Raw genomic sequence first — 23898 nt, forward strand, 5'->3', positions numbered from 1 at the left:
AAAACTGCTTCAGCTTCAAGAACAGTTTCTTTTAATTTGGCTATTAACTTATCTTTTGGAATGTGTGAACGCTCGTCAAATTCTTGTTGCCGTTGTCTTTGATCTAACTGCCCACCTAAACCGCAAATAATCCATTGTCTAAGATTACCTGACAAGTGTAAAAGTAAATTGCCAATGCTGTTAGATTCTTCATTAGGTCGCCACCAGATTTCTTCATCTGTTAAGCGTTCAATACAACGTTCAATCTTAGGTAAAAAATCTTTAGCAAGAAACGAGGCTGACCCATCAATAAAAGCTTTTGAAACTTCCATGTTATTTTCCTCTAACTAATCCATTAATTATTGTTAATAGCGTTAGCTAATGACAATTGAGTAATTTTGCGATGTGAAGTATGCCATAACACTTTCCCATCACGTACTAAAATAGCTTGTGGAGATTCATGAACAACACTTAACCTAGTTTCTACTTCATTAGATACAGGGCGTGCAGTTTGCACAACAATTAAGTTATAACCCACATTATCAGACGGAGAGCTATTCAAATATTTATATAATTCATCATAAGCATCTGCACTAATAGGACAAGCATTACTATGCTTAAAGATTAGCTGTGTTTTTTGATTTGATTGGGTTAGAACTTCTGAGAGTTGATCAATAGATGTTAAATCTAACAATTTTGCAGACATAAAAGTTTATCTCCTAAAAAATATTAATTTTTGTCTTCCTCGTCGGTTAATTCACTGATTAATAAAGAGCGTAGTTGAGGCAAGCGCAAATTAGGATTACCATATTCTATTTTATAATCGCTAATTGCAGCAGCAATAACGGCTTGGGCTTCAACACGTGAATAAACATGAGTAATTTCTATTTTGGGGACTTCTTTTCCTGGTAATTCTTTGTAAGTTAAAAAGTAATGACAAAGGCGGTCAACTAAAGTTTTAGGGCAATCTTGAATATCTCGCCATTCTCCATAAACTGCATCATCTTTTAGAACAGCAATAATTTTATCATCAGCCTCTTGACCATCAATCATACGTAAACCGCCAATAGGGATAGCTTCAACCAAAATACCGCCTTGTAAAATTGCACGTTCTGAAAGTACACAAATATCTAATGGATCGCCATCGCCAATTATGCCGTTACGACCTGTTTGGCTACTACAATAATTTCCAACTTTGACACCACAATAAGTTTGAGGAATAAATCCATAAAGCGAAGGACAAAGATTAGAGTATTTTTGCGGACGATCTACTTTTAAGAGTCCAGAATATTTATCAACTTCATACTTGATTGTATCAGTAGGAACAATTTCAATATAAGCATTAAGTAATTCTGGGACACTACGACCAGGAGCTACACCATGCCAAGGATGCGGCTTAAAAAGCAGTGATAAAAGTCCTGCAATGTCATGATTGCTTTTCATTAAAAAACCTTTCTAATTTTACTCAACTAAGCTAAACATCAACTGATGAACCTTGTTAACATAATTTGCAAGTATTACATCTTCTTTAATAAAAGGAACTTCTCGACGTAATTTTTCATAAGCTGTTAATACTCCTCGCCCTGGCTTAAGTGGGAGGAGAAAATCTAACGCCTGAGATGCTGCTAAAAGTTCAGTAGCAAGGATAAGTTCTAGGTTTTGTACAATAGTTTTTAATTTTAATGCGCTAGTCATTCCCATACTTACATGGTCTTCTTTGTTAGCTGATGTAGGTAGTGAATCAACCGAAGCAGGATGAGACAATACTTTATTTTCACCTAGTAATGCTACAGCCATAACTTGAGCAATCATTAGCCCAGAACAAGTTCCCGCTTCGGGGCTAAGAAATGCTGGTAGTTCTGAAAGGTCTGGATTAACTAATCGCTCAATTCGACGTTCAGAAATTGCGCCAAGTTCAGTTAAAGCCATTGCTAAATAATCTAGCCCTAGCGCAAGCGGTTCGCCATGAAAATTACCACCAGAGATAATTTCTTTTGTTTCAGCAAAAACTAGCGGGTTGTCTGTCGCGCTATTGATTTCTATTTCTAAAACGCTCTTTACATGAGAAATAACATCACGAACTGCGCCATGTACTTGAGGAATACATCTTAAGCTATAAGCATCTTGGACACGCCTGCAATTGTGGTGAGATTCTATAATTTCGCTATCTTTTGTAAGTTCAATTAAGCGGGCTGCTACTAGTTTTTGCCCGGCGTGTGGGCGGGCTAGATGGATTCTTGGATCAGCGGCTTTTGGCGTTCCATGCAAGGCTTCTAAAGACATTGCTCCTGCTAAATCTGCTAGATCTGCAAGTCTAAGTGCTTTTTGAATTAGCAAACTACCTACTGCTGTAATTGCTTGAGTACCATTAACTAAAGAAATCCCCTCTTTAGCTTCTAAGGTGATTGGTTGAAGACCCGCGTTTTCTAGTGCTTGACTGCTAGGCATTCGTTCGCCTTTAAAAAATGCTTCTCCTTCACCAATTAAAACTAGGGCTAAATGGGCAAGCGGGGCAAGATCTCCGCTTGCACCTACTGAACCTTTGCTTGGAATAACAGCATTAACACCAGAATTTAGCAATTTACAAAGGGTTTCTACAACTTCCAATCGAACACCAGAAAAGCCTTTTGCCAAAACATTTGCACGTAGCAGCATCATAGCGCGTGATTCTGCTTGGCTAAGTGGTTCACCTACTCCAACGGCATGTGAGCGAACTAAATTAATTTGTAATTGACGTAGTTTATCTGTAGGAATGCTAACATCTGAAAGTTTACCAAAACCGGTATTTACTCCATAAACTACTTTTTCCGTTTGGATAATTTCATCAATAACTGCACGGGAAGCATTAATATTTGCTATTGCGTGAGGGGCAAGACCTACAATTGCTTGATTGCAAGCAACTGCTTCAACATCTGCAAGAGATAATTGATTACCATCTAAGAGGATCATATTAAGTTATTTCCTAAGAAAGAATTAAGATTTTTTAAATAAATTATCAAAAGCATTGCGGGCATCATCAGACTTGAATTTAGAAGCTAAACCATCAACACTTCCTTTTTGGTTGGGGGTAAAATACTCACAAAAATTAGATTTTTCTTTATCTCTAACCTGTTCTGATGCTGGTTCACGACATTGTTTATGTGCAAATGGGTCATAGAAAGAACAATTAAGGCAAACATGCAAATCTCTATGGCACTCTGGACAAGAATCTAAGCGAGAGACTTTGCTAGTTATGGATATTTCTTTTTTACAATGAAAACAAAGCATAAATAAATCCTGGTTAGTTCTAAATTATTGATTTTGAAGCTAAATATCGTTTGGATCAATTCCTAGATCGCGTAATTTAGCTAGAAGCTTTTCAGTTTTTTGACGCTCTTTCTCAACTTCTTCTAATGCTTTTTTAGTTTGCTCTTGAGCTAATTGGCGTTTTTGGCCTATTTCAACATAGCTTTCAAAAGGGCTTCCATCTGCATGATAAAGTTTGGTTTCATTATTTTGAAACTCAAACCTAATTCTTAAACGAGGGCTAACCCAATTATTCATTGGGACAATATCAATTAATTTATTTCCAACACGTCGCCAGCCTTTAAGATATTTCTTTTTGCCTGTTGGATTAATTAAGTAATATTCTTCTACTCCAAATCTTTCATAAAATTCCAACTTTTCCTGCATTTCTTTTGGTCGATTCCCAGGAGAAAGAATTTCAAAAACAACTTGAGGAGCAATATTTCCCTCATCCCATTGTCTATAAGAACCACGAGGGCCTTTTGGACGGCCAAAAGCTACCATTGTATCAGGAGCAACACGGGTTTTATTATCGCCTTCTACAGGATACCAAAGCAAATCACCAGCAATAAAAACATTTGGATCATTAGCAAATTCAAGTTCTAAGCCTTGCTTAATGGTTACTATCCAGTCAAATTGCTCGGTATTGTCTGCCATGCGTTTTCCGTCTCTCTCTGGGTAGTGAATTTTTGGTAGAGAATCGACATTTTTTACCCTAGACATTTTTTACCTCTAAATTAGAACTATTTACAGATGTTAATAGATTAATTAGCCTTTTTCCTTGTTAGTTCTAAATTATTGATTTTGAAGCTAAATATCGTTTGGATCAATTCCTAAATCACGTAATTTAGCTAGAAGTTTTTCCGTTTTTTGGCGTTCTTTTTCAGCTTTTTCTAAAGCTTGTCGCTTTTCTTCTTCTAATTCTTCAACATGTTTTTGTTCTTGAATTAACAAAAGCCAGTTTTTTTCCTGCTCTTCTAAAGCTTTTTTAGTTTGCTCTTGGGCTAATTGGCGTTTTTGGCCTATTTCAACATAGCTTTCAAAAGGGCTTCCATCTGCATGATAAAGTTTGGTTTCATTATTTTGAAACTCAAACTTAATTCTTAACGAGGGCTAACCTAATTATTCATTGGGACAATATCAATTAATTTGTTTCCAACACGCCGCCAGCCTTTAAGGTATTTCTTTTTGCCTGTTGGATTGATTAAGTAATATTCTTCTACTCCAAATCTTTCATAAAATTCTAATTTTTCCTGCATTTCTTTTGGTCGATTCCCGTGAGAAAGAATTTCAAAAACAACTTGAGGAGCAATATTTCCCTCATCCCATTGTCTATAAGAACCACGAGGGCCTTTGGACGGCCAAAAGCTACCATTGTATCAGGAGCAACACGGGTTTTATTATCGCCTTCTACAGGATACCAAAGCAAATCACCAGCAATAAAAACATTTGATCATTAGCAAATTCAAGTTCTAAGCCTTGCTTAATGGTTACTATCCAGTCAAATTGCTCGGTATTGTTGCTATGTCGTTTTCCTTCTCTCTGGGTAGTGAATTTTTGGTAGAGAATCGACATTTTTTACCCTAGACATTTTTTACCTCTAAATTAGAACTATTTACAGACGTTAATAGATTAATCTACTAATCCTTTTCCTTAATTTCTTCCTCATCGTCCTCTGTAGGACGGCTAGGACGACGAATTGGAGGAACTAGCACACCTAGAAGACTTGAACCAAAAACTAGCATCAATGGCAACATTACAATTAATAATAAAATTTGAATTGGTAGCATTAGAAAGGCAAATAATTTTTTAAGCATTTTTTCTTGTTCCTTAAACTCGTTCTAAAAGTAACGCAACGCCCATTCCACCACTAACACAAAGAGTTGCAAGCCCTAAACGGCTAGCGCGTCTTTCCATTTCATGTAGTAAAGTAACTACAATACGTGTACCTGTGCAACCTATTGGATGACCAAGTGCAATTGAACCACCATTGACATTAAGTTTGTTTATATCAATTGGTAAATCCCGCAAACAAGCTAGAACCTGTGCTGCAAAAGCTTCATTCATTTCTACAAGGTCGATTTGGTCTAAAGATAATTTATTACGCTCAAGTAATTTATTTACTGCCGGAACAGGCCCAATTCCCATTATTGAAGGCTCAACACCAACAATAGTGTAATCAACAATTCTAGCTTGAGCTTTTGCACCTGTTTTTTTCAGCATTTCTTCTGACATTACCACTAAAGCAGCAGCACCGTCAGTAATACCACTAGCATTTCCAGCCGTTACAGTTCCAGTTTTAGAAAATACTGGAGGAAGTTTATCTAAGTCAGAGATTACTGTTTTATTTCGTACATGTTCATCAAGTGTAAAATCTGTAGCGTTACCTTTACGGTCTTTTATAGAAATAGGATGGATTTCTGCCTTAAAAACACCGGCTGCAAGTGAAGTAGCAGCGCGGTTTTGGCTCATTAGTGCAAATTCATCTTGTTCTTGACGACTAATAGTCATTTGTTGAGCAAGCTTTTCTGCTGTTTCACCCATAACCATACCTGAAAGCGGACAGAGAAAACCATCTTTATACATTCCATCTACTAGTTGAGTATGACCCAAACGACTACCCCAACGCGCTGATTCAACATAATAAGGTAAACGGCTCATACTTTCACCACCACCAGCAACTATACAATCAGCCTGACCTAAAGCTATTTCTTGGTAGGCCAAAATAATGCTTTTTAGCCCTGAAGCACAGGCTTGATTAATTGTATAAGCTGGAACAGTTACAGGAATGCCAGCACGATAAGAAATTTGGCGAGCAACATTTGGCCCACCACCCGCTTGACGACCATTGCCAAAAATTAGTTCATCAACTTGTTCTGCGGCTACATTGGCTCGCTCTAAAGCGGCTGACACAATAGGGGCAGCAAATTCAGCTAAGGTTAAATCTTTAAGGCTTCCACCAAATTTGCCAATAGCACTACGAACAGCACCAGCAATATAAATTGGTTTCACAATTTTCTCCTGTTTTTAGTTTATTAAATATTCTAGTTCTTAAGATAGGGTTTTCTATTAAATTAGAGGGGATTTTAATTTATTTAGAGTTTCTTTTCCACACATCAATAGCAAAACACTGTTGGGAGCAATTTAAGTTTTGCTCCCAAATAGGTTTTATATTTAACTTATTGTAGAAATTAGTCTTTTTCACGAAAAGCAAATAGATAAATAATTGATCCAATCATTGGAAAAGCAAGTACAGCAACTATTAATACAACTTTTTCTCCTAAAGTGCGGGATTTACTATTAACTATATCAAATATAGCAACTGTACTAAGAGCCATACTAATAAGACCTATTAAGGTAAACATTGGGGAGAGCCTCCAAATTTAAGATTTGTGTGTAGTTGCTTACGCCTATAAAAGAAAATCTGTTCCCAAGCAAGCTTTATTCTAGGTATTTTAGGGAAAGAGCCGTAGAAGTAACTTTTTTCTTTAAATGAGCAACTTATAATAAATTATAGTGTTTGACTAAAAAACAAACAATCTTAGTCTTACTAAAAAAGCCCTAAGAAAAATGATAAGGAAAGTTTGTGATTAAACCTAAGATTAAATCAGCCACAGCAGAAAAATTAAAATTATCTACATTAAAAATTGTTGAATCCTACGCTTCTCAAGAAACCTTCTTACAACCCCTTAACCGTAGCCGACTGCCATCACGAGAAACAATAATTGCAATTTTAGCAGGAGTTCAAGAGCTAATATTTCCTGGTTATTTTGGCATTTTAGGCTTGGATGAAAGCAATATTAATGCTCGAACGCTTAATTTAGTTTGTAGTTTATTTGATGATCTTGTGATGCAAATTAATGTTTGTCTTAGTTTAGAAAAACAGGATAAGTCTATTTCTTTGCGTCATAGCGAAGCCGAAAAAGCAGCACTTGAGTTAATAGAAGCTATTCCCACAATACGCCAGGAACTTTCTTTAGATGTTCAAGCTGCTTATGTAGGTGATCCAGCAGCACATAGTTATGATGAAATTATTTTTTCCTACCCAGGTCTTTATGCAATAATGGTTTATCGTATTGCACACCGACTTGCTAAACTTAATATCCCTTTAATTCCTCGCATTATGTGTGAACATGCACACAGCCTAACAGGAATTGATATTCACCCCAACGCTAATATTGGAAAGAGTTTCTTTATTGATCATGGAACTGGAGTTGTAATTGGTGCAACTACAGACATTGGAAATAATGTAAAAATCTACCAAGGTGTGACTTTAGGCGCGTTATCATTTCCAAAAAATGAAGATGGGACATTAATTCGTGGAAAAAAACGACACCCTACTTTAGAGGATAATGTTATTATCTACTCCGGTGCTACGATATTAGGTGGAGATACTGTTATTGGAGAAAACTCTGTAATTGGTGGTAATGTTTGGCTTACTACTTCTGTACCTCCATATAGCAAAGTAACAATTGAAGAACCTAAAACTCGTATCAAAACTTCCATTACTCGATAATCTATTAAAAATAAACAATTTGTTACACTTATTTAACATAAAAATGTTAAATAAGTGTCGTAGTCTGTAAAAAAGGTTTTTGATAATTTTTGATATCCAAGGAGAACATATTATGAGAGTGGGAAAACTAGAAATCGGCCCTGGGGGAATTATATTAATTTTGCTAATTATTTCTGGCTTAGTTGTAGTTGGGTTAAAACAAATGGGTGTTGACCTAATAGGAATGATAAAAGGTAAAAAAGAAGCTACAACTATAACAAATACAACAAATAATTCTGGCAACACAGCAAACAATACTACAAATGCTACAACTATTCGGATAAAAGGCTCTAGTGCCATAGGTGATAAATTGGGCAAAGACTGGGCCCAGGAGTTTATGAACTCAAATGCAGGAAAAATTGTGTTGATAGAAACAAAAGGCACTAGCACAGGTTTTCAAGCTTTAATAGGTGGTGAAGCTGAAATTGCTGCTGCTTCTCGCCCTGCTAATGAAAAAGAAGAACAAGCCGCCCAAGCCGCTGGTTTTAGTCTTGTTTCTGCTGATAGCGAACACACAGTAGCTTTTGATGCTATAGCAATTGCAGTTCATCCTAATAACCCTGTAGAAAAACTAACTATAACTCAAGCTAAAGATATTTTTACTGGCAAAGTTACTGATTGGTCAAAAGTTGGTGGCAAATCAGGTGCAATCAAAGTTATCCTACGACCTAAAGAATTAGGAGCTTATGAACTTTTCCAAGAACTTGTTTTAGGTAAAGGAACTCCTTTTCTAACAGGTGCAGAAGAATTAAAAGAAAATGCTAAAGTTAGCGAACAACTTCGCGCCGATGTTAACGCAATTTCTTTTATTTCTTTAGCTGGTCTTGGTGGTGCTAAAGCCCTAAAACTTGCTGCTAGCGAGACTACAACAGCAATTGAGCCATCAGAAGTAACTATTCGCAATAAAAGCTACTTACTTAATCGTAACCTTTATCTTTATACAAAAGGTGCGCCACAAGGACTAGTCAAAGATTTTATTGATTATGTTTTAGGCCCAGGCCAAGAACTTACAGCTAATTACTATGTTAATTTGAAATTAAAACTAGTTGCTGATACCAGTTCAGGTGCTGCTTCAGTTAATCCAAAGAGAAAGAAATTTAATACAGACATTCGTTTTCAAACCAGTAGCACACAAGTAAATAATCTAGCAGTTTATGATCTTAATCAAATTTCTGCCGATATTTGCCCAAGAGCTAGCAATATTTCTATAGAGCTAATTGGTTATTCAGACTCTCAAGGTGATCCAAAACAAAACTTGGAGCTTTCTAAACAACGGGCTGAATCTGTTGCACAAGTTCTTAAAGGTAAATGTCCAAGTATAACTATTGAAAGTAAAGGACTTGGTTCAGCATCTCCAATCGGAGATAACAGCACTGAAGAAGGTAAATTACTTAATCGACGTGTAGAAATCTGGGTAATTGAAAAATAAGGAGCAACAATGCTAAAAAAACTTAAAACTATCACTTTAACTAGCGCAATTATTCTTACTTTTATGCTAGTAGCAAATACACTTTCTATTGGGCAAAATATTTTACCCCCTACAACTAAGAGTCAAAAAAAGGCTACAAATACCCCTAGCAGTGTTTCTAGCAAATCTACCAGTCCAAAATTAGTTGTCTATTTAGTGATAGACCAATTTAGAGGCGAGTTTTTAAGCAGATTTGACCCTTGGTTTGGGCAAAATGGTTTTAGAGCATTGGTTAAAGAAGGTGCTTATTTTACTAATGCTAATTACCATCATGGAGCAACTTACACTGGCCCAGGTCACACAGCAATTGCTTCTGGTGCTTATGGAATGCAACATAGCATTATTTCTAACAAATGGTATAACCGTAAAACAAACCGTAGCGAAGCAATGCTTTTTGATCCAAATAGTAAATATATTGGAATTGACCAAGAAGTTGATTTTGGAGAAGAAAATTCGCCAGCTAATTTTATTGGTACAACTATTGGTGATCAGTTACTACTATCTAATAATTTTCAATCCAAAGTAGTCACCCTTGCAATTAAAGAAAGAGCAGCAATAGGATTAGGGGGAAAACTAGGTAAAGCTTATTGGTTTAATGAAACTACTGGGGGATTTTTAAGTAGTACATATTACATGAAATCACTACCTGCTTGGGTAGAAAGCTTTAATAGTAAAAGAATTGCTGATAGCTATTTTGGCAAATCTTGGGAAAAGTTTCCTGATGAAAAGCTTTTTAAGTTATGCAGAGAGGATGATTATAAATTTGAAACTAATGTAAAAGGGAACAAAAAATCTTTTCCTCATTTAGTAACAGGTAAATTAGATAAGCCTGGCCCAGATTTTTATGAAGCTTTTGAACACACTCCTTGGGCAAATGATTTAACTTTTGAATTTGCCCGCACAGCAATTGAATCTGAACAATTAGGAATGGATGATAAACCAGATTTTCTAGCTATTAGTCTTACAGCTAATGACCTAGTAGGTCATGCTTATGGGCCATATAGCCAGGAAGTTGCTGATATAACAGTACGAACAGATAAACAGATAGGTGATTTTCTAGCATATCTAGATAAAAAATTTGGTAAAGACAATGTTTTAGTTGTCTTAACGGCTGATCATGGTGCTGGTGCTGTACCTGAATATAGTGCTGAAATCGGGCTAAATGGGATGAGAATAAAGAAGAAATTTATCAAAGAAACTATAGAAAATGCCCTTAATAGTAAATACGGAAAAGCTGCCTGGGTTGCCGCGCTAGAAGATCCAAATGTTTATCTAAACTATAAAGCTATTGAAGAAAAGAAACTCAATCATGAAGAAGTTGAAAATGCTGTTGGAGAAGCGTTGCTTTCAATTGAAGGTGTAGCAGGTTATTTAACACGCACTCAGTTTCTAAACGGCACATTACCTAAAACTTCAATTGCTCAAGCTTATCAATATTCTTTCCACCCTGAGAGAGGTGGCGATGTAGTTGTTGTACTTAAGCCTTTTTATATCTGGGGAAAATACGCAGAAAAAGACGAAGGTGCTACACATGGATCACCTTATTGGTATGATCGACATGTTCCTTTAATTATTCGTGGTAGTAGCGTTAAAGCAGGAATTTATAATAAAGATACTCAAATTATTTCTATAGCTCCTACCGTAGCAACAATACTAAAAATTAATCCCCCAGCGATTTCTCAAGGTGAAGTTCTAGCAGAAATACTAAAGTAAACTGCAAGAGTTAATTATTTCTAAAACTTAGGTTTGAAAACCTAAGTTTTAGAAATATAAATAGCAAATAACTATAGTAAAAATTACTAATTTCTCTAATTTGATAAAGCTTTAATAACCAATAAGTTACTCTCTCACGCCTGCATCTTCAAGCATCTTTACTATCTCTAAACATCCTTCGCTTTTCGCAAGTCTTAAAGCTTCTTTTACATAAATACTTTTTAGCTCAACCCCAGCATCAATAAATATTTTTAAAACTTCTTTTTCTTTTGTAGCTACAGCACTTGCGACTATCCAAGGATCTGTTTTTGGGTTGACACCTGCTTTAAGTAATACTCTTATAGTTTGAGCAGGGTTTCTATAATGAGTTATATAGTTATAACTAAAAGCTACTGCCAACAAACTTCTTCCATTTTCATTTATATAATTTATGTCTGCTCCTTTAGAAATAAGCATTTGCACCATCTCAGCATTACGAGAAAACACAGCATTACTTAATGCAGTTTCTTTGTCTTTGCTTATTTTATTAATGTCGGCACCCATTTTGATTAATTCTTGTGCTGTTTCTATATGACCATTAAGCGCAGCATACATTAAAGGAGTTTTACCACGTTCAACTTCATAAAATATATCTTTAGTTTCTATATTAACATTTATACCTGATGAAGATAGTTTTCTGACTTCAGATGTATTTCCAATAGAAGCTGCAATTATCAAAGCTTCTTCTTTTGAGCTTTCAACAGCACCTGCGGCTTGAAGTATTTGCACTACATCTACATGCCCTGCTCTAGCTGCATAGCTTAAAACACTGTTTCCATTTATATCTCTTGCATTAACATCTGCACCTGCATTAATAAGCGGTTGTATTACATAGGTAAAACCCCATTGCGAAGCACTCATAAGAGGTGTAAGGCCATTTTTGTCTTTTGCTTTTGGATCAGCACCTGATTGAAGCAGTAGTTTGACTATTTCGCCATTGTGGTTGGCTGATGATAATGCACAATGTAAAGCTGTAGTGCCAGAATCATCTTTTGCATTAATATCTGCTCCTGCATTGAGTAATTGTCTTACTATTAAAGGAGATTGACTTTCAGCAGCATCCATTAAAGCTGTGGCTCCAGTTCTAGACTTAGCATTAACATCAGCACTTGATAGAAGTAGTTGGTCAATGGAAGAAATCCGTTTATTTGAAACCGCTATTTGTAAAGGTGTACGACCAAACTTATCTTTCATATTGAAATCTGCACCTGATTGAAGCAATGCAGATGCACAATAATGGCTAAGAGTATTTTCATTAGATTTTTCTATTAGAAAAACTAAAGCATTACCTCTTGAATCTTTTGTATTAACATCAACTCCTGTGTATATCAAAGTTTTTAGAGTATTAAAACGGCTATGTTCAATTGCCCAAAGTAAAATCGTTTCTTTTGTAAAAAGAGCTAGAAATGCTATAACTAAGATTGTTGTTAGCATTGTAATTAATCTTTTAGTAGAAGAATTTTTATAAGCAAAATTGTTTGGCGTTTTGAGGCTTTTGTTTAACATCTCGTCTATTTTTTCACCCCTTGTTTGACAAGCCTTGAAATAAAGTATTGAAGAAGAAATTGCAATTATAGGGTGAAGTAGAGCTACAAAAGCTAAACAAACAATAAAAGCAAATATTGGAATATAAATGGGTAATGTAAATGAGATTTTAGAGCCAATTCCATTTTGTCTAAGAAGATCAAATACTAGATCAGATAAAAGCCCACCTCCTACCATTGTTAGTAAAAATAAAAATGGTGTAACTATGGCAAGAAAAAAATCACGTATTTGAACATAAAACGCTATAGAACCTAACTGCCCTACAAGCACTTTAGAACGTGTAAGAGCCATTTGTCCTTTTATATTTTCATTTACAACTACAGGAATATACAGCGAATAATCAATATATTGTTTTGCCCTAGAAACTACCAACTTAAATAACCCTATCAAAATATTTAGATTATTTTGAATTGCTGTTTTTAGAAGCTTAAAAAGATGTAGATTAAGAGACGCAAAAAGTTTTAAGGTTTGAATCTTTTTGTTTGGAGATATTCCTAATTTTTCAATAACAAGGGTGCAAGCTGCAAGATTTATGGAATTGGCAAATGAGATTATAAAAAAAGCAAATAACCAATTCTCTTTTTGCAAAACTCTAGCAAAAGGTAGTTGTGTAGAGCTTAGTGGTAAAGATGACAGATAAAATATTGGCAAAAATGCAACTAGTAGAAAAGGCGTATAAATGAGCATTGAAATAGAGAAAAAACTAGAAAAGTGCTTGCGATAAATCTGTGTTGCTTGTTGCATTATTGGGATTTCTCCCTCAACACCAAAACGAAATGCTGTAGCAAAAGATTCCACATTTACAGGACGTTCATTAGGATTTTTAGCAAGAGATTTCATTACCAAAAATGCTATAGATTTTGGAATTGGCAGCTTTTTTAATAATGAAGGCGGTGAGATTTTTGTATGCTGAAAAATAAGTTCATGCATATCACCTGTAAATGGAGTTTCACCTGTAAGCCTTTCATAAACGATAACCCCAAGACTATAAATATCTGAACGAAAATCAAGTTCTCCTCCGCTACATTGTTCAGGAGACATATAAAGAGGAGTACCTAAAATACTACCTATTCTAGTCATCCACTCAGGTATAGTTTTAGGATTTAGTTCCCCGGCAGTTACACTTTTACTTACTAATAAAGTCTTAGCTTCATTGTCAGGGTAATTATTTATTGTTTTAGTATTGTTTTCTTTATTTTCAACAATACTTATTGTTTGTAATGTTAAATTTGCGTTTACTGAGGTTTTCTTATATGTATCAACAGGTATTAAATTATTAACTAAACTAGAATTGGCTATAAGCTCAATAACAGGATTTGTTTTTATAGCGTTATCTCTAAATTTAGCTAGACCAAAATCTAGTATTTTTACATTATAGCCGCCACGCCCATTAGGTTCTAACCAAATATTATCTGGTTTTAAGTCTCGGTGAATAATTCCCTGTTTATGTGCTTCATTTAAAGCCAAACATATTTGCTCAACTAGGTCTAGTGTTAAGGGTAAGGATAATTTACCTTTAGCTTTTAGAAGATCTCTTAAATTGTAACCATCTAAAAACTCCATAACTAAATAAGCTAATGGGTCTAAATCAACTTGAGTAAAACCAAAATCAGTAACATTTACTATATTAGGGTGTCGAAGTTTTCCTGCTGCATAAGCTTCTATCTTAAACCGCTCTACAAACTCAGCATTTGCCATAAGCTGAGGTATTATTACTTTTATTGCAACAGGTCGGCCTGTTCCCAAATGAGTAGCTTTATAAACAGTCCCCATCCCACCTTGGTCAAGTTTCTGCTCAATTCTATATTTGTTATCAATAACTTGGTCTATCAACTGTGTTGGCATAACTATATTTCTCCTTACATCATTAGTATGAAGAATGTTGGTAAGTTTATTTTCATCAAAAGCATCCTTAACCTTAGCAGTTTGAAGAAAGCCATCAGCCTTTGATTCATAGGTAAGAAGAGCCTCAACTTCTTTTCTTAAAAGAGGATCATTTTTACAGGTATTATTGAGAAAAGAATTTCTCTCTTCAGGCAATAAATCCATAACCTGTTCAATAATTTTTTTAACTTCTTTCCAACGTTCTGGTGTCATACCTAATAAGGCGCAGTAGAAAAGAATTTTTTATCACTGATAAAAAATTTTGGAGAAATTATTTACTTTGATTATCAAGTTGTTGCAATAGCCATAATTTAGCTATTTTCCAATCACGACTTATTGTTGCTGTTGATATTTTAAGAACCTCAGATATTTCTTGCATATCAAGGCCAGCAAAATATTTAAGTTCAACAATTTGGCTTTGTTGTGGGTCTATTTTAGAAAGCAGAGAAAGAGCATCATCAAGAGCAATAAGGTCTAAATCCTTTTCTTGTGCTAGCTCCGCAATATCACACAAAGAAAGTTTATATCTATCACCTCCCCTTTTTTCAGCAATATTTTTACGAGCATGATCAACTAAAATATTTCGCATTAATTGAGCCGCCACACCAAAAAAATGCGCTCTATTTTGCCAATCAATATTTTCACACCCAACAAGACGCAAATAAACTTCATTAGCTAAAACCGTTGCTTGAATACTATTATTAGACGGCTCATTTTTTAATTTAATTTTAGCTATATGCTTTAACTCATTGTAAACTAAAGGAATTAGCTTATTAAGAGCTTCCTTGTTTCCCTGTTTCCATTCTATTAATAATTTTGTTACTGATTGCTGAGTCATAAATATTTTATAAGTATTAATTGCTTGTAGATAAACTAATTAAATTACTAATAAAATTGCTGTAATCATCTTTCATAGGTAAATTAAATTCTGTATAAAGTTCTCTTCGCTTAGCAATAACATCTTGGTTAGTGATTGGATTTTTAGCTTGTTTTTCAACGCTTTTCCAAAATACTCCTACACCTCGTTTTTGCCAAGCTTCAACATCATTAAAGTTAATTCCTCGTTGAAAGAGTAGCTCATTTTTTTCTGCAACAGATATTTTTTCTATTGATTTAGTAGCTTGTCCAACTGTTTTTCCTTCCTGTCGTAATGTCCAATAACAATAAGCATTTAGCGCATTTCTATGAGCGTCTTCATTGCGCCATCGAAAATAATCACAAACTAAGTTTATAGTGGGAAGTTGACAAATTCGACAATCAAACGTGGCTAAAATACCTAACATTAAAGAAAATTTCGCGCTTGCTTCAGCCGCTAAAATAGAGTTGTATTTTCTAATTTTGCGGCCAAAAGCATTTTCTTGTAGATGAAATAGCAAAGAAATTTCGTCGCTTTCTGTATAACCAAAAATTACATTAAAACCACATTGCATTAAATGTTTAGTAGTTTCAACCATTAAATCTCTAAAACGCTCATCAAAAGGAGAGTTAAACTTACAAGTTTCTTTAGTAAGACGAGTAAAATTTCTTCCATCAATTCGTGCAACAATATAGATTTCTGGTAAAACCCATTGGTCAGTAGCGGTTTCAAAGACACGCATTTTTTTATCTAATTCATCAAACTTCATTAGAAACACCTATTATGATTTTCCACTAGTTTCTTGGTTTTCTTTGGCTAGAAAAAATTTATAAATGATTGTATCTAGTGAAAGTCTACCAGGCCCACAAGTTAAAACAATTACTGAAGCATAGAGAAATAAAAATGGAGATTGTTCAAAAAACTTGCTTGGATCGCTAAAAAGTGCATCAACTCCTTCACGATGAGCAGTTATGTAGGCTACTACCATAGTAAAAGCTAAAGGGATACTTACTAAACGAGAAGCAAGGCCAAATATCAAAAGTAATCCGCCAAAACATTCTGTAGAAGCAGCAAGCAAAGCATTAAATTTTGGCATTGGAATTTGTAATTCAGCAAAAAATCCGGCTGTGCGTTCTAAATTTTCTAGCTTGCCTTTACCAGCAAGAAAAAATTGATAACCCCAATATAGTCTTATAATTAATAGAAATGGATCACGAGCATAATCTAATATTTTAACCAGCATGTCATGACCTTTTCTTACAAATGAAATTATTTGTTGCATGTTTATCTCCAAAAAGCTTTTTAAGTTATTCTAGTACGTTTACTTATTTTCTTATTAAAAGCTATAAATTTTAAGCCCAATTACCTGGTGCTAGCATATCTAAGATTTGTTTAGGGTTTTTTATTTTTTGGCTACGCATCCATTTATCAGCTTGTTCTATTAGCTTATTGCCTTCAGTATTTGCTAGTAACTGTCCACGTCTGTACTGTGTTACAGCTAAGTAAAGCATCATATCTGCTGAGGTAAATTTCTTTTCTGCTTCATTTAAATAATTAAGGGCAAGTTTAACGCTTCCTTTTGCTAATGCAACACTTGCAAGAATTAATTCAGCCCATGCATCTCCTGAAAGTGTTTTTTCCTTTAAGATTCTTTTAGCATTTTTTTCTGCAAGAAATAAATAAGAATTATTGGAAAGATCTCTTGTAGCAGCCAACGCTACACGCGCTTGTAGTTGTAAGGACTCTACTAAAACTCTTTGTGTTTTTAACATCATAGATTTTTTTAGTTTCGGCCATTCGGCTGCAAGATAATCCCATGCAACTTTCCCTTTTCCTAGATAAAGAGAAATTTCCGTATAAGCAACCATTTTCCAATAATACTGTATATGAAAGCCTCTTTTAGTCCAAAGATCTGTCATTTCTTTTAACTCTTTGTAAGCTTTTTCAGGTTCATCTGCTACCAAATATTTTATGTAAACAGCAAAACTTTTTAAGTTTGTTGATACAAGTAAATTATTTCTACTTTCAGCATCTTTAAGCTTCTCTAAAAGTTTTAACAAAAAATCATTAATATTGCCTAAATGAAATAATGTTCGTAATAAAAACACAATCATTACATCTATGCCGCGTAAAGCAAAAGCATAATTTTCATTTAGGCACTGTGTTTCTGTTATTTCTTCGCCTATTTTGAAGAAATCCAAAGCTTTTTTCCAATCTCCTTCCATATAAGCAATTCCACCTGTTATAAAACTTACCATAGCTAATAATTCTGGTTTGTTAACTTCTTTAGCTAAATTTGTTGTCATTTCAATAAGTTTTGCAGTTTTAGCTTTAGCTCGTGTACCAGAAAAGCCTGAAAAAAAACATTCAAAAGTCATTGCTCTAACTAATCTATAAGGCTCTCCCATTTCTAAAGCTAATAAAATATGTTTAGTCTGAAAATTTAATGCTTCTAACGGATTAACATTTCCAATTGAGTCAACAACTGTCCAACAAACATCTACCTTTTTTAATTGCTCTGCTGGTATTTCAGATTCAACACGTTTTTGATATTTCATACCTCTTAACCAAAGCTTAACACGGCCTATTAATATAGATAAAAGAGCTTGGGTTTGAGTACTAGTTAACTTCATTCCTACTTTACTTAAAACTTCCTTAAGCAACCCTACTCCTTCTTCAATATAACCTGCATTTAAGAATTGTTCTGCGGCTCTATGTTGGAGTTCTAAAATTCCTTGACGATCAGAATCAGCCGTAGCAGCAAGATAGGCCCTTGCTGAATCAACACCTTTACCTAAATTAGCTAAAGCTTTTCCAAGTTTTACTTTTACGCTAACAGTGTTTAGGCTTGGCGTTGAATTTAAGTTTAAGGTCTGTTGATAAAGCTGAACTGCACGATCAAAAGCAAGTGCTTCATCAGCCTTCTGTGCAGCAGTAATTGTATAAGTGCAAGCTTTTTCCTGCTCTCCAGCTAATTGAAAATGTTTTGCTAAGCGTTCTGGGTCGTCCGTTTTAGTTTCTTCTAATGCTAAAGCTAAAAGATGATGATATTTTTGTAGTACCCCTGAAGAAAGATTACTAATTATTGCTTCCCGAATTTTGTCATGGTAGGTATCAATTTCTTCATAAGTATTACCTGTTGAACGTAACAAATGATTAGCACGTAGCAGCGGCAAGAGTTGTTCATCTGCGCTTATTTCAGCAGCCCTTTTTGCTACAATCCTGGTTAGGGGTTGACCCGAAACAGCAACTATTTCTAACAAACGTCTTCCATCTGTTGATAATTGTGCAATACGAGCATTAATAACTTTATCTATTTTCATTTCATCAGGATTAATTTCTTGTTTTAAGCTCTTAGCTAATGAATATTGTGTTAGCTCATTGATAAAAAATGGGTTGCCGCCAGATTCTTTAACAATAATTTCTGCTTGCTTTAATGCTGATTCTTCCCCTAACAAAGATATTGCAAGTTGCTTTGCTGATTCTTTAGGTAAAGCATCAACAGTAATTTCCTGTATTTTTGCTTTTTCATCAAAATCATTTTGTAGAGAAAACAATGATCTTAAAAATAAACTGTTATCAGCCTCTTCTTTACGATAACAACCAATTAAAAGAAATCTTGGGGCATCAGGTGGACGTAGGATTTCCGCTAGTAAAACAGCACTATCTAAATCACCCCATTGAAGGTCATCAATAACAATTACTATATCTTTTTTATTAGCAAGTCTTATAAATAGTTCACGTAAAGCAACAAAAGCTTTACGGCGCAGTTCTTTTGGGTCTGGTGTATCTTGGAGATTTCGCTTGAAATTAGCAATTGCTCCCACTTGTCGCAGTACAGGAAATAGCCTGGCAAGTGCCATCACATCTAAAGGTAACAATGCTTCTACAGCTAAACTAGATAAGCCTTTTAAGTATTTACTTAAAAGGTCAATAACACTATCAAGTGCTTTATATGCAACAAATTCCTGTTCATAGCAACGAGCAGAAAAGACCAGTAAGTCTGGTTCTCTCTGCTCAAGATTTTGTAGAAAATGCTTTACAATTGTGCTTTTTCCAATTCCAGAATAACCGCTAAGGTATACACTTACACCATTTCCTTGCTTTGTTTGTTGCCAAGCTTCATTTAATACTTTTAACTCCTGCTCTCGGCCAACAAATGGCATAGATTGTATAGTTAGATTACTGACTGATATAGCAATATCATCTTTATCACCTAAAAATCTTAATATTTCTTCACCTGTAGGACGCAGTTTTACATTCCTTTGCAACAAGTCTTGACAAAGGCTGTCTAGGTCTTTTGGAATCCCCAAAACTAAGTCTGAAGGGGAACGTGCTTCATGTCTTTGCTTATTTAACATTACTTCCATTTGATTACCATTAAAAGGTAACTTACCTGTTAATGCTAAATAAAGCATTGTGCCTACACTATACCAATCCGAGGCTGGAGAGATTGCTAAACCTGCAATATGTTCAGGTGACATATAGGCTGGTGTACCTAAAATGCTATCGCCAGTAATTTGATTAACTCCTTGTTTGGTAAGCTCACTTACTAAACCAAAATCTAAAATTACTACTCTACCTTCCTTAGTTACTAATACATTAGAAGGTTTTAAGTCTCGATGTAATTTATTTGCTTTGTGTAATGCGATAAGTCCTTTAGTTAATTGCTTTAATACTGACCTAAGTTTTGGTATATCAGCCTTGCAATATTCAGTTTCTTGACTTGAGGAATTGCTTAAAGAAATTTGATTAGATGTATTATTAAGCATCTCTGCTTGAGTTATATTTTTTTTTGAAAGAGATAAATCTGCAACTGTTGCTGTTTTAAGTTCAGAAGAAGAAACCTTACTTGTTGTTATTTGCGCTGTCACATATTCCAGAAAATTTTTACCATAGATCATTTCCATAGTAAAAAACCATTGACCTTTTTCTAAAAAAAGTTCATACATTGCAGCTAAGTTAGGATGGACAATATCTGTTAATGAGCGAAATTCTTTCTTAAATCGATAAAGATCTTCAGCATCTGTCACTTTATGTAAAGTTTTTAAGGCAACTACAGAATTTCGCTCCTGGTCATAAGCTTGATAAACAACTCCAAACCCACCTGCACCTAACCGCTTTTGTATTAAAAACCGGGCTGTACCGCTAAAATCATTATATGACTCAACTTTGTGTTCTGCCCTAACACTTTGAGTAGAGCGTTCTATTTCTGGTAAAAATCCTTCTGCTTTTTTATGAGAATCAAGTAAGGATTCTACTTCTTTGCGTACAATTTCATCCTTGCAATTATTATCAAGATAAGTTTTTTCTTGAGATGGATCTAACTTTATCACCTCTTCAAACAATAACTTAACTTGTTTCCACTGTTCTTGTGTCATAAGTTATTATACTTACTTTATTTTAATAGGCATTTTAGGATTTTAATAAAAGCGCAAATACTAAAAAATATTGGTATAGTTAACTATATTAATATGTTATTTTTTTAGTTACTTTTAGAAAAATCTAAGTAGGAAGTATCAGTTTTATAAAATCTTTTATCTAGCAAAGATGCCGGAAAAACTTTGTGCAAAATCTTCCTCTTCGCACCTTACTTAAGCAAGTAAAAACCCTATACTCTTTAATCTGAAGCCTAAATACTCTGTAAACTAAGAAATATTATATTTCCTAGTTTACAGAGTATTTAATTTTTGGATTGGTTATGCTTTTTTATGGGAGGGTTTTCAAATAGTTTTAGTTTGTCGTTCATCTAATCTTTGAAAGTAACGTTGATAAGGCTTCATACTAGTATCTAGCACTATAAAAATTTGCTAGCACAAACCTTAGAATAATTTGGATTTGAACTTGAGGGTAAAGTAAAAATAACTAATTAAAATTATGAGCCATTTATATTCAAATTATATTCAAACACATAAATAATATTACACATAAATAATATCCAGGTTTTGTAAGTAAAGTTTTAAGGCTTTGATTAGAGAAGAAATTAGGTTGGTGTCTTTTTCTTTAGCAGCTATTTCAATACATTTTCCTATTTCACTTATATAAGTAAAACCTAAGCTAGCACCATGTCCATAAATTTGATCTCCTAAATACCCTAGAAAAGAAAAATTCTTTCCAAAGAGGGCTACTTCTAGCAAACAAACATTTTGTTTTTCTAAAACAAGTGATGATTGAATCACTTCTTCTAATTCTTTATCCATAAAAAGAACTGGTTTATTGATAGAATTGGTTTTCATTTCTGATACCCTCCTTAAGTAGTTATTTTTGTAAATGCTACTGCAAAGTATGTGCCAATTATTTATACTTGAAATAAAATAAATGATTTTCTATATCTTGATATTTTAGTAGTAGTTACAAATTACTGGTATTAGCTTTTAGACAAAACAAAGTTTATTAGTTTTTGTTAGAGTAACTTTTAATAGGAAGAATGCCTCAACTAGGTCAAAAAAGAACAAAAAATAAGATGTTTAGCAAATAAATTTATTTTCCTTCAAGATCAAAAGATTTATTATTGGAAACAAGTTGAATCTGTCCAAAAAAAGTGCTTTACCTGCTTTTAATTCTTTGAGAAATGGACAATTAGAGTTATGCAAAATGGTCGTGATGCAACAAAAAGAAACCGTAATATTGGCACTGAAAAACAAGGTTATAGTAAAAATAACAAAATGGTTATACCTGAATCTGGTTCTTCATTATCTAATGTTTATTGGGAAAGATTAGTTTCTTTTAAGGCTGTTGAAAAAGAAATAGGTAATAAAAAAATTACTTTTTTAATAGAAAAAACACTTAAAGACACTTGTCATGCTTGTACTATAGATGATGTTTGCTTTATGCTGAAATTCCTTCCAGAAAAGGACTTAGAAAATTTACATTTAATAATATTTAGACAACCAAAGCGTAAAGAGGAAATTCTAAAGCCTGTTTGGGGTAGACATATTTATTTCGTAGAAATTGGTAAATATAAATATGATGATGCAATAATGTTAGAAACTTGTAACTATAAGAAAAAGCTTTTCTGGTCTAATTCCCTGGATAAAGATGAAATGGATGAATTAGAACGACTAAAACAAGATGGTCATCAAATGATTAAAACAAAAAGAGGCCATCAAATAATACTTACATTAGAAAGTGTTAGAGCAACTCAACTTTACAGAACATTGTTACATGAACTAGGTCATCAGATCGATTTTATTACTAATTATCAAACTTCTGGCTCTAAATCTTCTAAAGATAAAGAAGCCTTTGCCCATAATTATGCTGACAAGATGAAAGAAAAACTTATTCAGCTAGGTATAATTCCTTTTAATAGAATACTTGACTTAGAGCAAATAGAAAAAGATGGTTTGGATATTAATGATTTTGTTGTGCCAACTATTCAGGAGATTACTTAATGAAAACAATACTTAGATCCTTATCAGCAGTAATTTTATTAGTGCTGTTAGTAGTAGCAAGTTATACACAAGAAGCTAAAAATACAACTAAAGTTGAATCAAAGCTTGAAATAGGACAAATAAATGGAGCTAGTTTTAGGATTGATTTACCTGAAAATTGGAATAAAGGCTTAGTTATGTACTGTCACGGCTATGAGGTTTCAGGTAGACCAAGAAGAAATTTGGATAGCCCCCAAACTAAAGCTTTAGTTGAAACATTTCTCTCCCGCGGTTTTGCTATTGCTCAATCTGAATACAGCACTCAAGGCTGGGCAGTTAAAGAAGCCATTGAAGATACTGAATCTTTGCGGCGTTATTTTGTTTCTAAATATGGTCAGCCAAAAGAAACTTATATAACCGGCCATTCTATGGGTGCAATGATAAGTATTTCTACAATTGAACGCTACCCAGATATTTACGATGGTGCAATGCCTATGTGTGGGCCTCTTAACCCTTCTATTGTTGGTCTTAAAGAAAGGGTTTTTGATATGCTTGTAATGTTTGATTATTTTTTTCCTAATACAATAGCTTCTCCTGCTAACTTAATGATGGATAATAAGTTAAATACTGATGTAATAGAAAAATTCGTGCTGCACTTACTGCTAATCCTGAAAAAGCAGCAATGTTTGCCAAACATTACCAAATAAGCACGGTTGTTGAATTAGCAGGAGTATTAACCTTTTTTCATGAAATACTTAGAGAGTTACAGCAAAGAACTGGAGGAAACCCTTTTGATAACCACAACACAATTTATAGTGGATTTGAAGATGATGTAGCAGTAAATCGCGGTGTAAAACGTTACACAGCAAATGCTAAAGCATCAGAATATATGCGTCAGTATTATACTCCTACAGGTCGGATTTCTGATCCAGTCTTAACAATTCACACTACTTATGACCCTTTAGTGCTAGGAAAAGATGTAACTATTTATGACTCTACAAGTAAAATTTCTGGAAGTGGAGATTTATTTATCGCAAAATTTGTAGTGGCAAAAGGACATTGTAATATTAACCCTCAACAAACAGGTGCAGCATTTGATAATTTGCTTATGTGGGTTCATGAACATAAACGACCTTTAGCAGGAGAGTTACAATAAAATTTTTAGCTAAATAATAGGTGATTACGCTAAATTATTATACATAAC

Annotated in this window: 21 protein-coding genes and 1 pseudogene; 6 read left to right on the top strand and 16 right to left on the bottom strand. The window is 34.1% G+C overall.

What is annotated here, in order from left to right:
- From IPK14_18050 to IPK14_18095, 10 genes and pseudogenes are all read right to left on the bottom strand, one after another.
- The coding region (locus IPK14_18050) for a DUF1572 family protein (protein MBK7995205.1) at positions 1-311 on the bottom strand (311 nt) is incomplete at its 3' end.
- A gap of 23 nt (positions 312-334) precedes the next feature.
- The gene (ytxJ, locus tag IPK14_18055; GenBank protein MBK7995206.1) at positions 335-685 is read right to left on the bottom strand and encodes a bacillithiol system redox-active protein YtxJ; all 351 of its coding nucleotides are present in this window, start codon (positions 683-685) and stop codon (positions 335-337) included.
- A gap of 23 nt (positions 686-708) precedes the next feature.
- Positions 709-1422 (bottom strand): inorganic pyrophosphatase, encoded by a 714-nt coding sequence (locus tag IPK14_18060; protein MBK7995207.1) that lies wholly within the window; start codon positions 1420-1422, stop codon positions 709-711.
- Positions 1423-1440: 18 nt separating this feature from the next.
- Positions 1441-2928, bottom strand: coding sequence for a histidine ammonia-lyase (gene hutH, locus IPK14_18065; GenBank protein MBK7995208.1), 1488 nt, complete (start codon positions 2926-2928; stop codon positions 1441-1443).
- 24 nt (positions 2929-2952) lie between these two features.
- Complete coding sequence (locus IPK14_18070) at positions 2953-3246, bottom strand: hypothetical protein (protein ID MBK7995209.1); 294 nt, start codon at positions 3244-3246, stop codon at positions 2953-2955.
- A gap of 39 nt (positions 3247-3285) precedes the next feature.
- On the bottom strand, positions 3286-3987 hold the full coding sequence (locus tag IPK14_18075; protein ID MBK7995210.1) for a Uma2 family endonuclease: 702 nt from the start codon (positions 3985-3987) through the stop codon (positions 3286-3288).
- 87 nt (positions 3988-4074) lie between these two features.
- Positions 4075-4839 (bottom strand): annotated as a pseudogene (locus IPK14_18080) (Uma2 family endonuclease).
- 65 nt (positions 4840-4904) lie between these two features.
- Entirely contained in the window at positions 4905-5081 is a 177-nt protein-coding gene (locus tag IPK14_18085; GenBank protein MBK7995211.1) for a hypothetical protein, read from the bottom strand.
- 13 nt (positions 5082-5094) lie between these two features.
- Positions 5095-6276, bottom strand: coding sequence for a thiolase family protein (locus IPK14_18090; protein MBK7995212.1), 1182 nt, complete (start codon positions 6274-6276; stop codon positions 5095-5097).
- 179 nt (positions 6277-6455) lie between these two features.
- Positions 6456-6629, bottom strand: coding sequence for a PLDc N-terminal domain-containing protein (locus IPK14_18095; protein MBK7995213.1), 174 nt, complete (start codon positions 6627-6629; stop codon positions 6456-6458).
- A 236-nt stretch (positions 6630-6865) separates the two neighbouring features.
- Between IPK14_18095 and IPK14_18100 the strand changes: the two genes are divergently transcribed.
- The 3 genes from IPK14_18100 to IPK14_18110 all read left to right on the top strand — a co-directional run bounded on the left by IPK14_18100 (position 6866) and on the right by IPK14_18110 (position 11000).
- Positions 6866-7780, top strand: a complete 915-nt coding sequence (locus IPK14_18100; GenBank protein MBK7995214.1) for a serine acetyltransferase — start codon at positions 6866-6868, stop codon at positions 7778-7780.
- Between the two features lie 112 nt (positions 7781-7892).
- Entirely contained in the window at positions 7893-9248 is a 1356-nt protein-coding gene (locus tag IPK14_18105) for a phosphate ABC transporter substrate-binding/OmpA family protein (protein ID MBK7995215.1), read from the top strand.
- A gap of 9 nt (positions 9249-9257) precedes the next feature.
- Positions 9258-11000, top strand: a complete 1743-nt coding sequence (locus IPK14_18110) for an alkaline phosphatase family protein (protein MBK7995216.1) — start codon at positions 9258-9260, stop codon at positions 10998-11000.
- A gap of 126 nt (positions 11001-11126) precedes the next feature.
- Here IPK14_18110 and IPK14_18115 read toward each other — a convergent pair whose 3' ends face one another.
- The 6 genes from IPK14_18115 to IPK14_18140 form a co-directional block, all read right to left on the bottom strand.
- Complete coding sequence (locus IPK14_18115) at positions 11127-14681, bottom strand: ankyrin repeat domain-containing protein (GenBank protein MBK7995217.1); 3555 nt, start codon at positions 14679-14681, stop codon at positions 11127-11129.
- Positions 14682-14739: 58 nt separating this feature from the next.
- Positions 14740-15306, bottom strand: a complete 567-nt coding sequence (locus IPK14_18120; protein MBK7995218.1) for a sigma-70 family RNA polymerase sigma factor — start codon at positions 15304-15306, stop codon at positions 14740-14742.
- A 16-nt stretch (positions 15307-15322) separates the two neighbouring features.
- Positions 15323-16093 carry a guanylyltransferase gene (locus IPK14_18125; protein ID MBK7995219.1) on the bottom strand — a complete coding sequence of 257 codons (771 nt, stop codon included), beginning with the start codon at positions 16091-16093 and terminating at the stop codon, positions 15323-15325.
- 12 nt (positions 16094-16105) lie between these two features.
- On the bottom strand, positions 16106-16567 hold the full coding sequence (locus IPK14_18130; GenBank protein MBK7995220.1) for a DoxX family protein: 462 nt from the start codon (positions 16565-16567) through the stop codon (positions 16106-16108).
- 109 nt (positions 16568-16676) lie between these two features.
- Positions 16677-20705: a protein kinase gene (locus tag IPK14_18135; protein MBK7995221.1), complete on the bottom strand. Its 4029-nt coding sequence runs from the start codon at positions 20703-20705 to the stop codon at positions 16677-16679.
- 540 nt (positions 20706-21245) lie between these two features.
- Positions 21246-21560, bottom strand: coding sequence for a hypothetical protein (locus IPK14_18140; GenBank protein ID MBK7995222.1), 315 nt, complete (start codon positions 21558-21560; stop codon positions 21246-21248).
- A 351-nt stretch (positions 21561-21911) separates the two neighbouring features.
- Between IPK14_18140 and IPK14_18145 the strand changes: the two genes are divergently transcribed.
- The 3 genes from IPK14_18145 to IPK14_18155 are packed head-to-tail and all read left to right on the top strand — an operon-like array spanning position 21912 to position 23850.
- Complete coding sequence (locus IPK14_18145; protein ID MBK7995223.1) at positions 21912-22715, top strand: hypothetical protein; 804 nt, start codon at positions 21912-21914, stop codon at positions 22713-22715.
- A complete protein-coding gene (locus IPK14_18150) occupies positions 22715-23401 on the top strand; it encodes a hypothetical protein (GenBank protein MBK7995224.1) in 687 nt (228 codons plus the stop codon). Before IPK14_18145 ends, IPK14_18150 begins: the two co-directional genes overlap by 1 nt.
- Entirely contained in the window at positions 23377-23850 is a 474-nt protein-coding gene (locus tag IPK14_18155) for a hypothetical protein (GenBank protein ID MBK7995225.1), read from the top strand. Before IPK14_18150 ends, IPK14_18155 begins: the two co-directional genes overlap by 25 nt.
- Positions 23851-23898 lie beyond the last annotated feature (48 nt).

The organism is Blastocatellia bacterium (assembly GCA_016713405.1).
Classification (GTDB): domain Bacteria; phylum Acidobacteriota; class Blastocatellia; order Chloracidobacteriales; family JADJPF01; genus JADJPF01.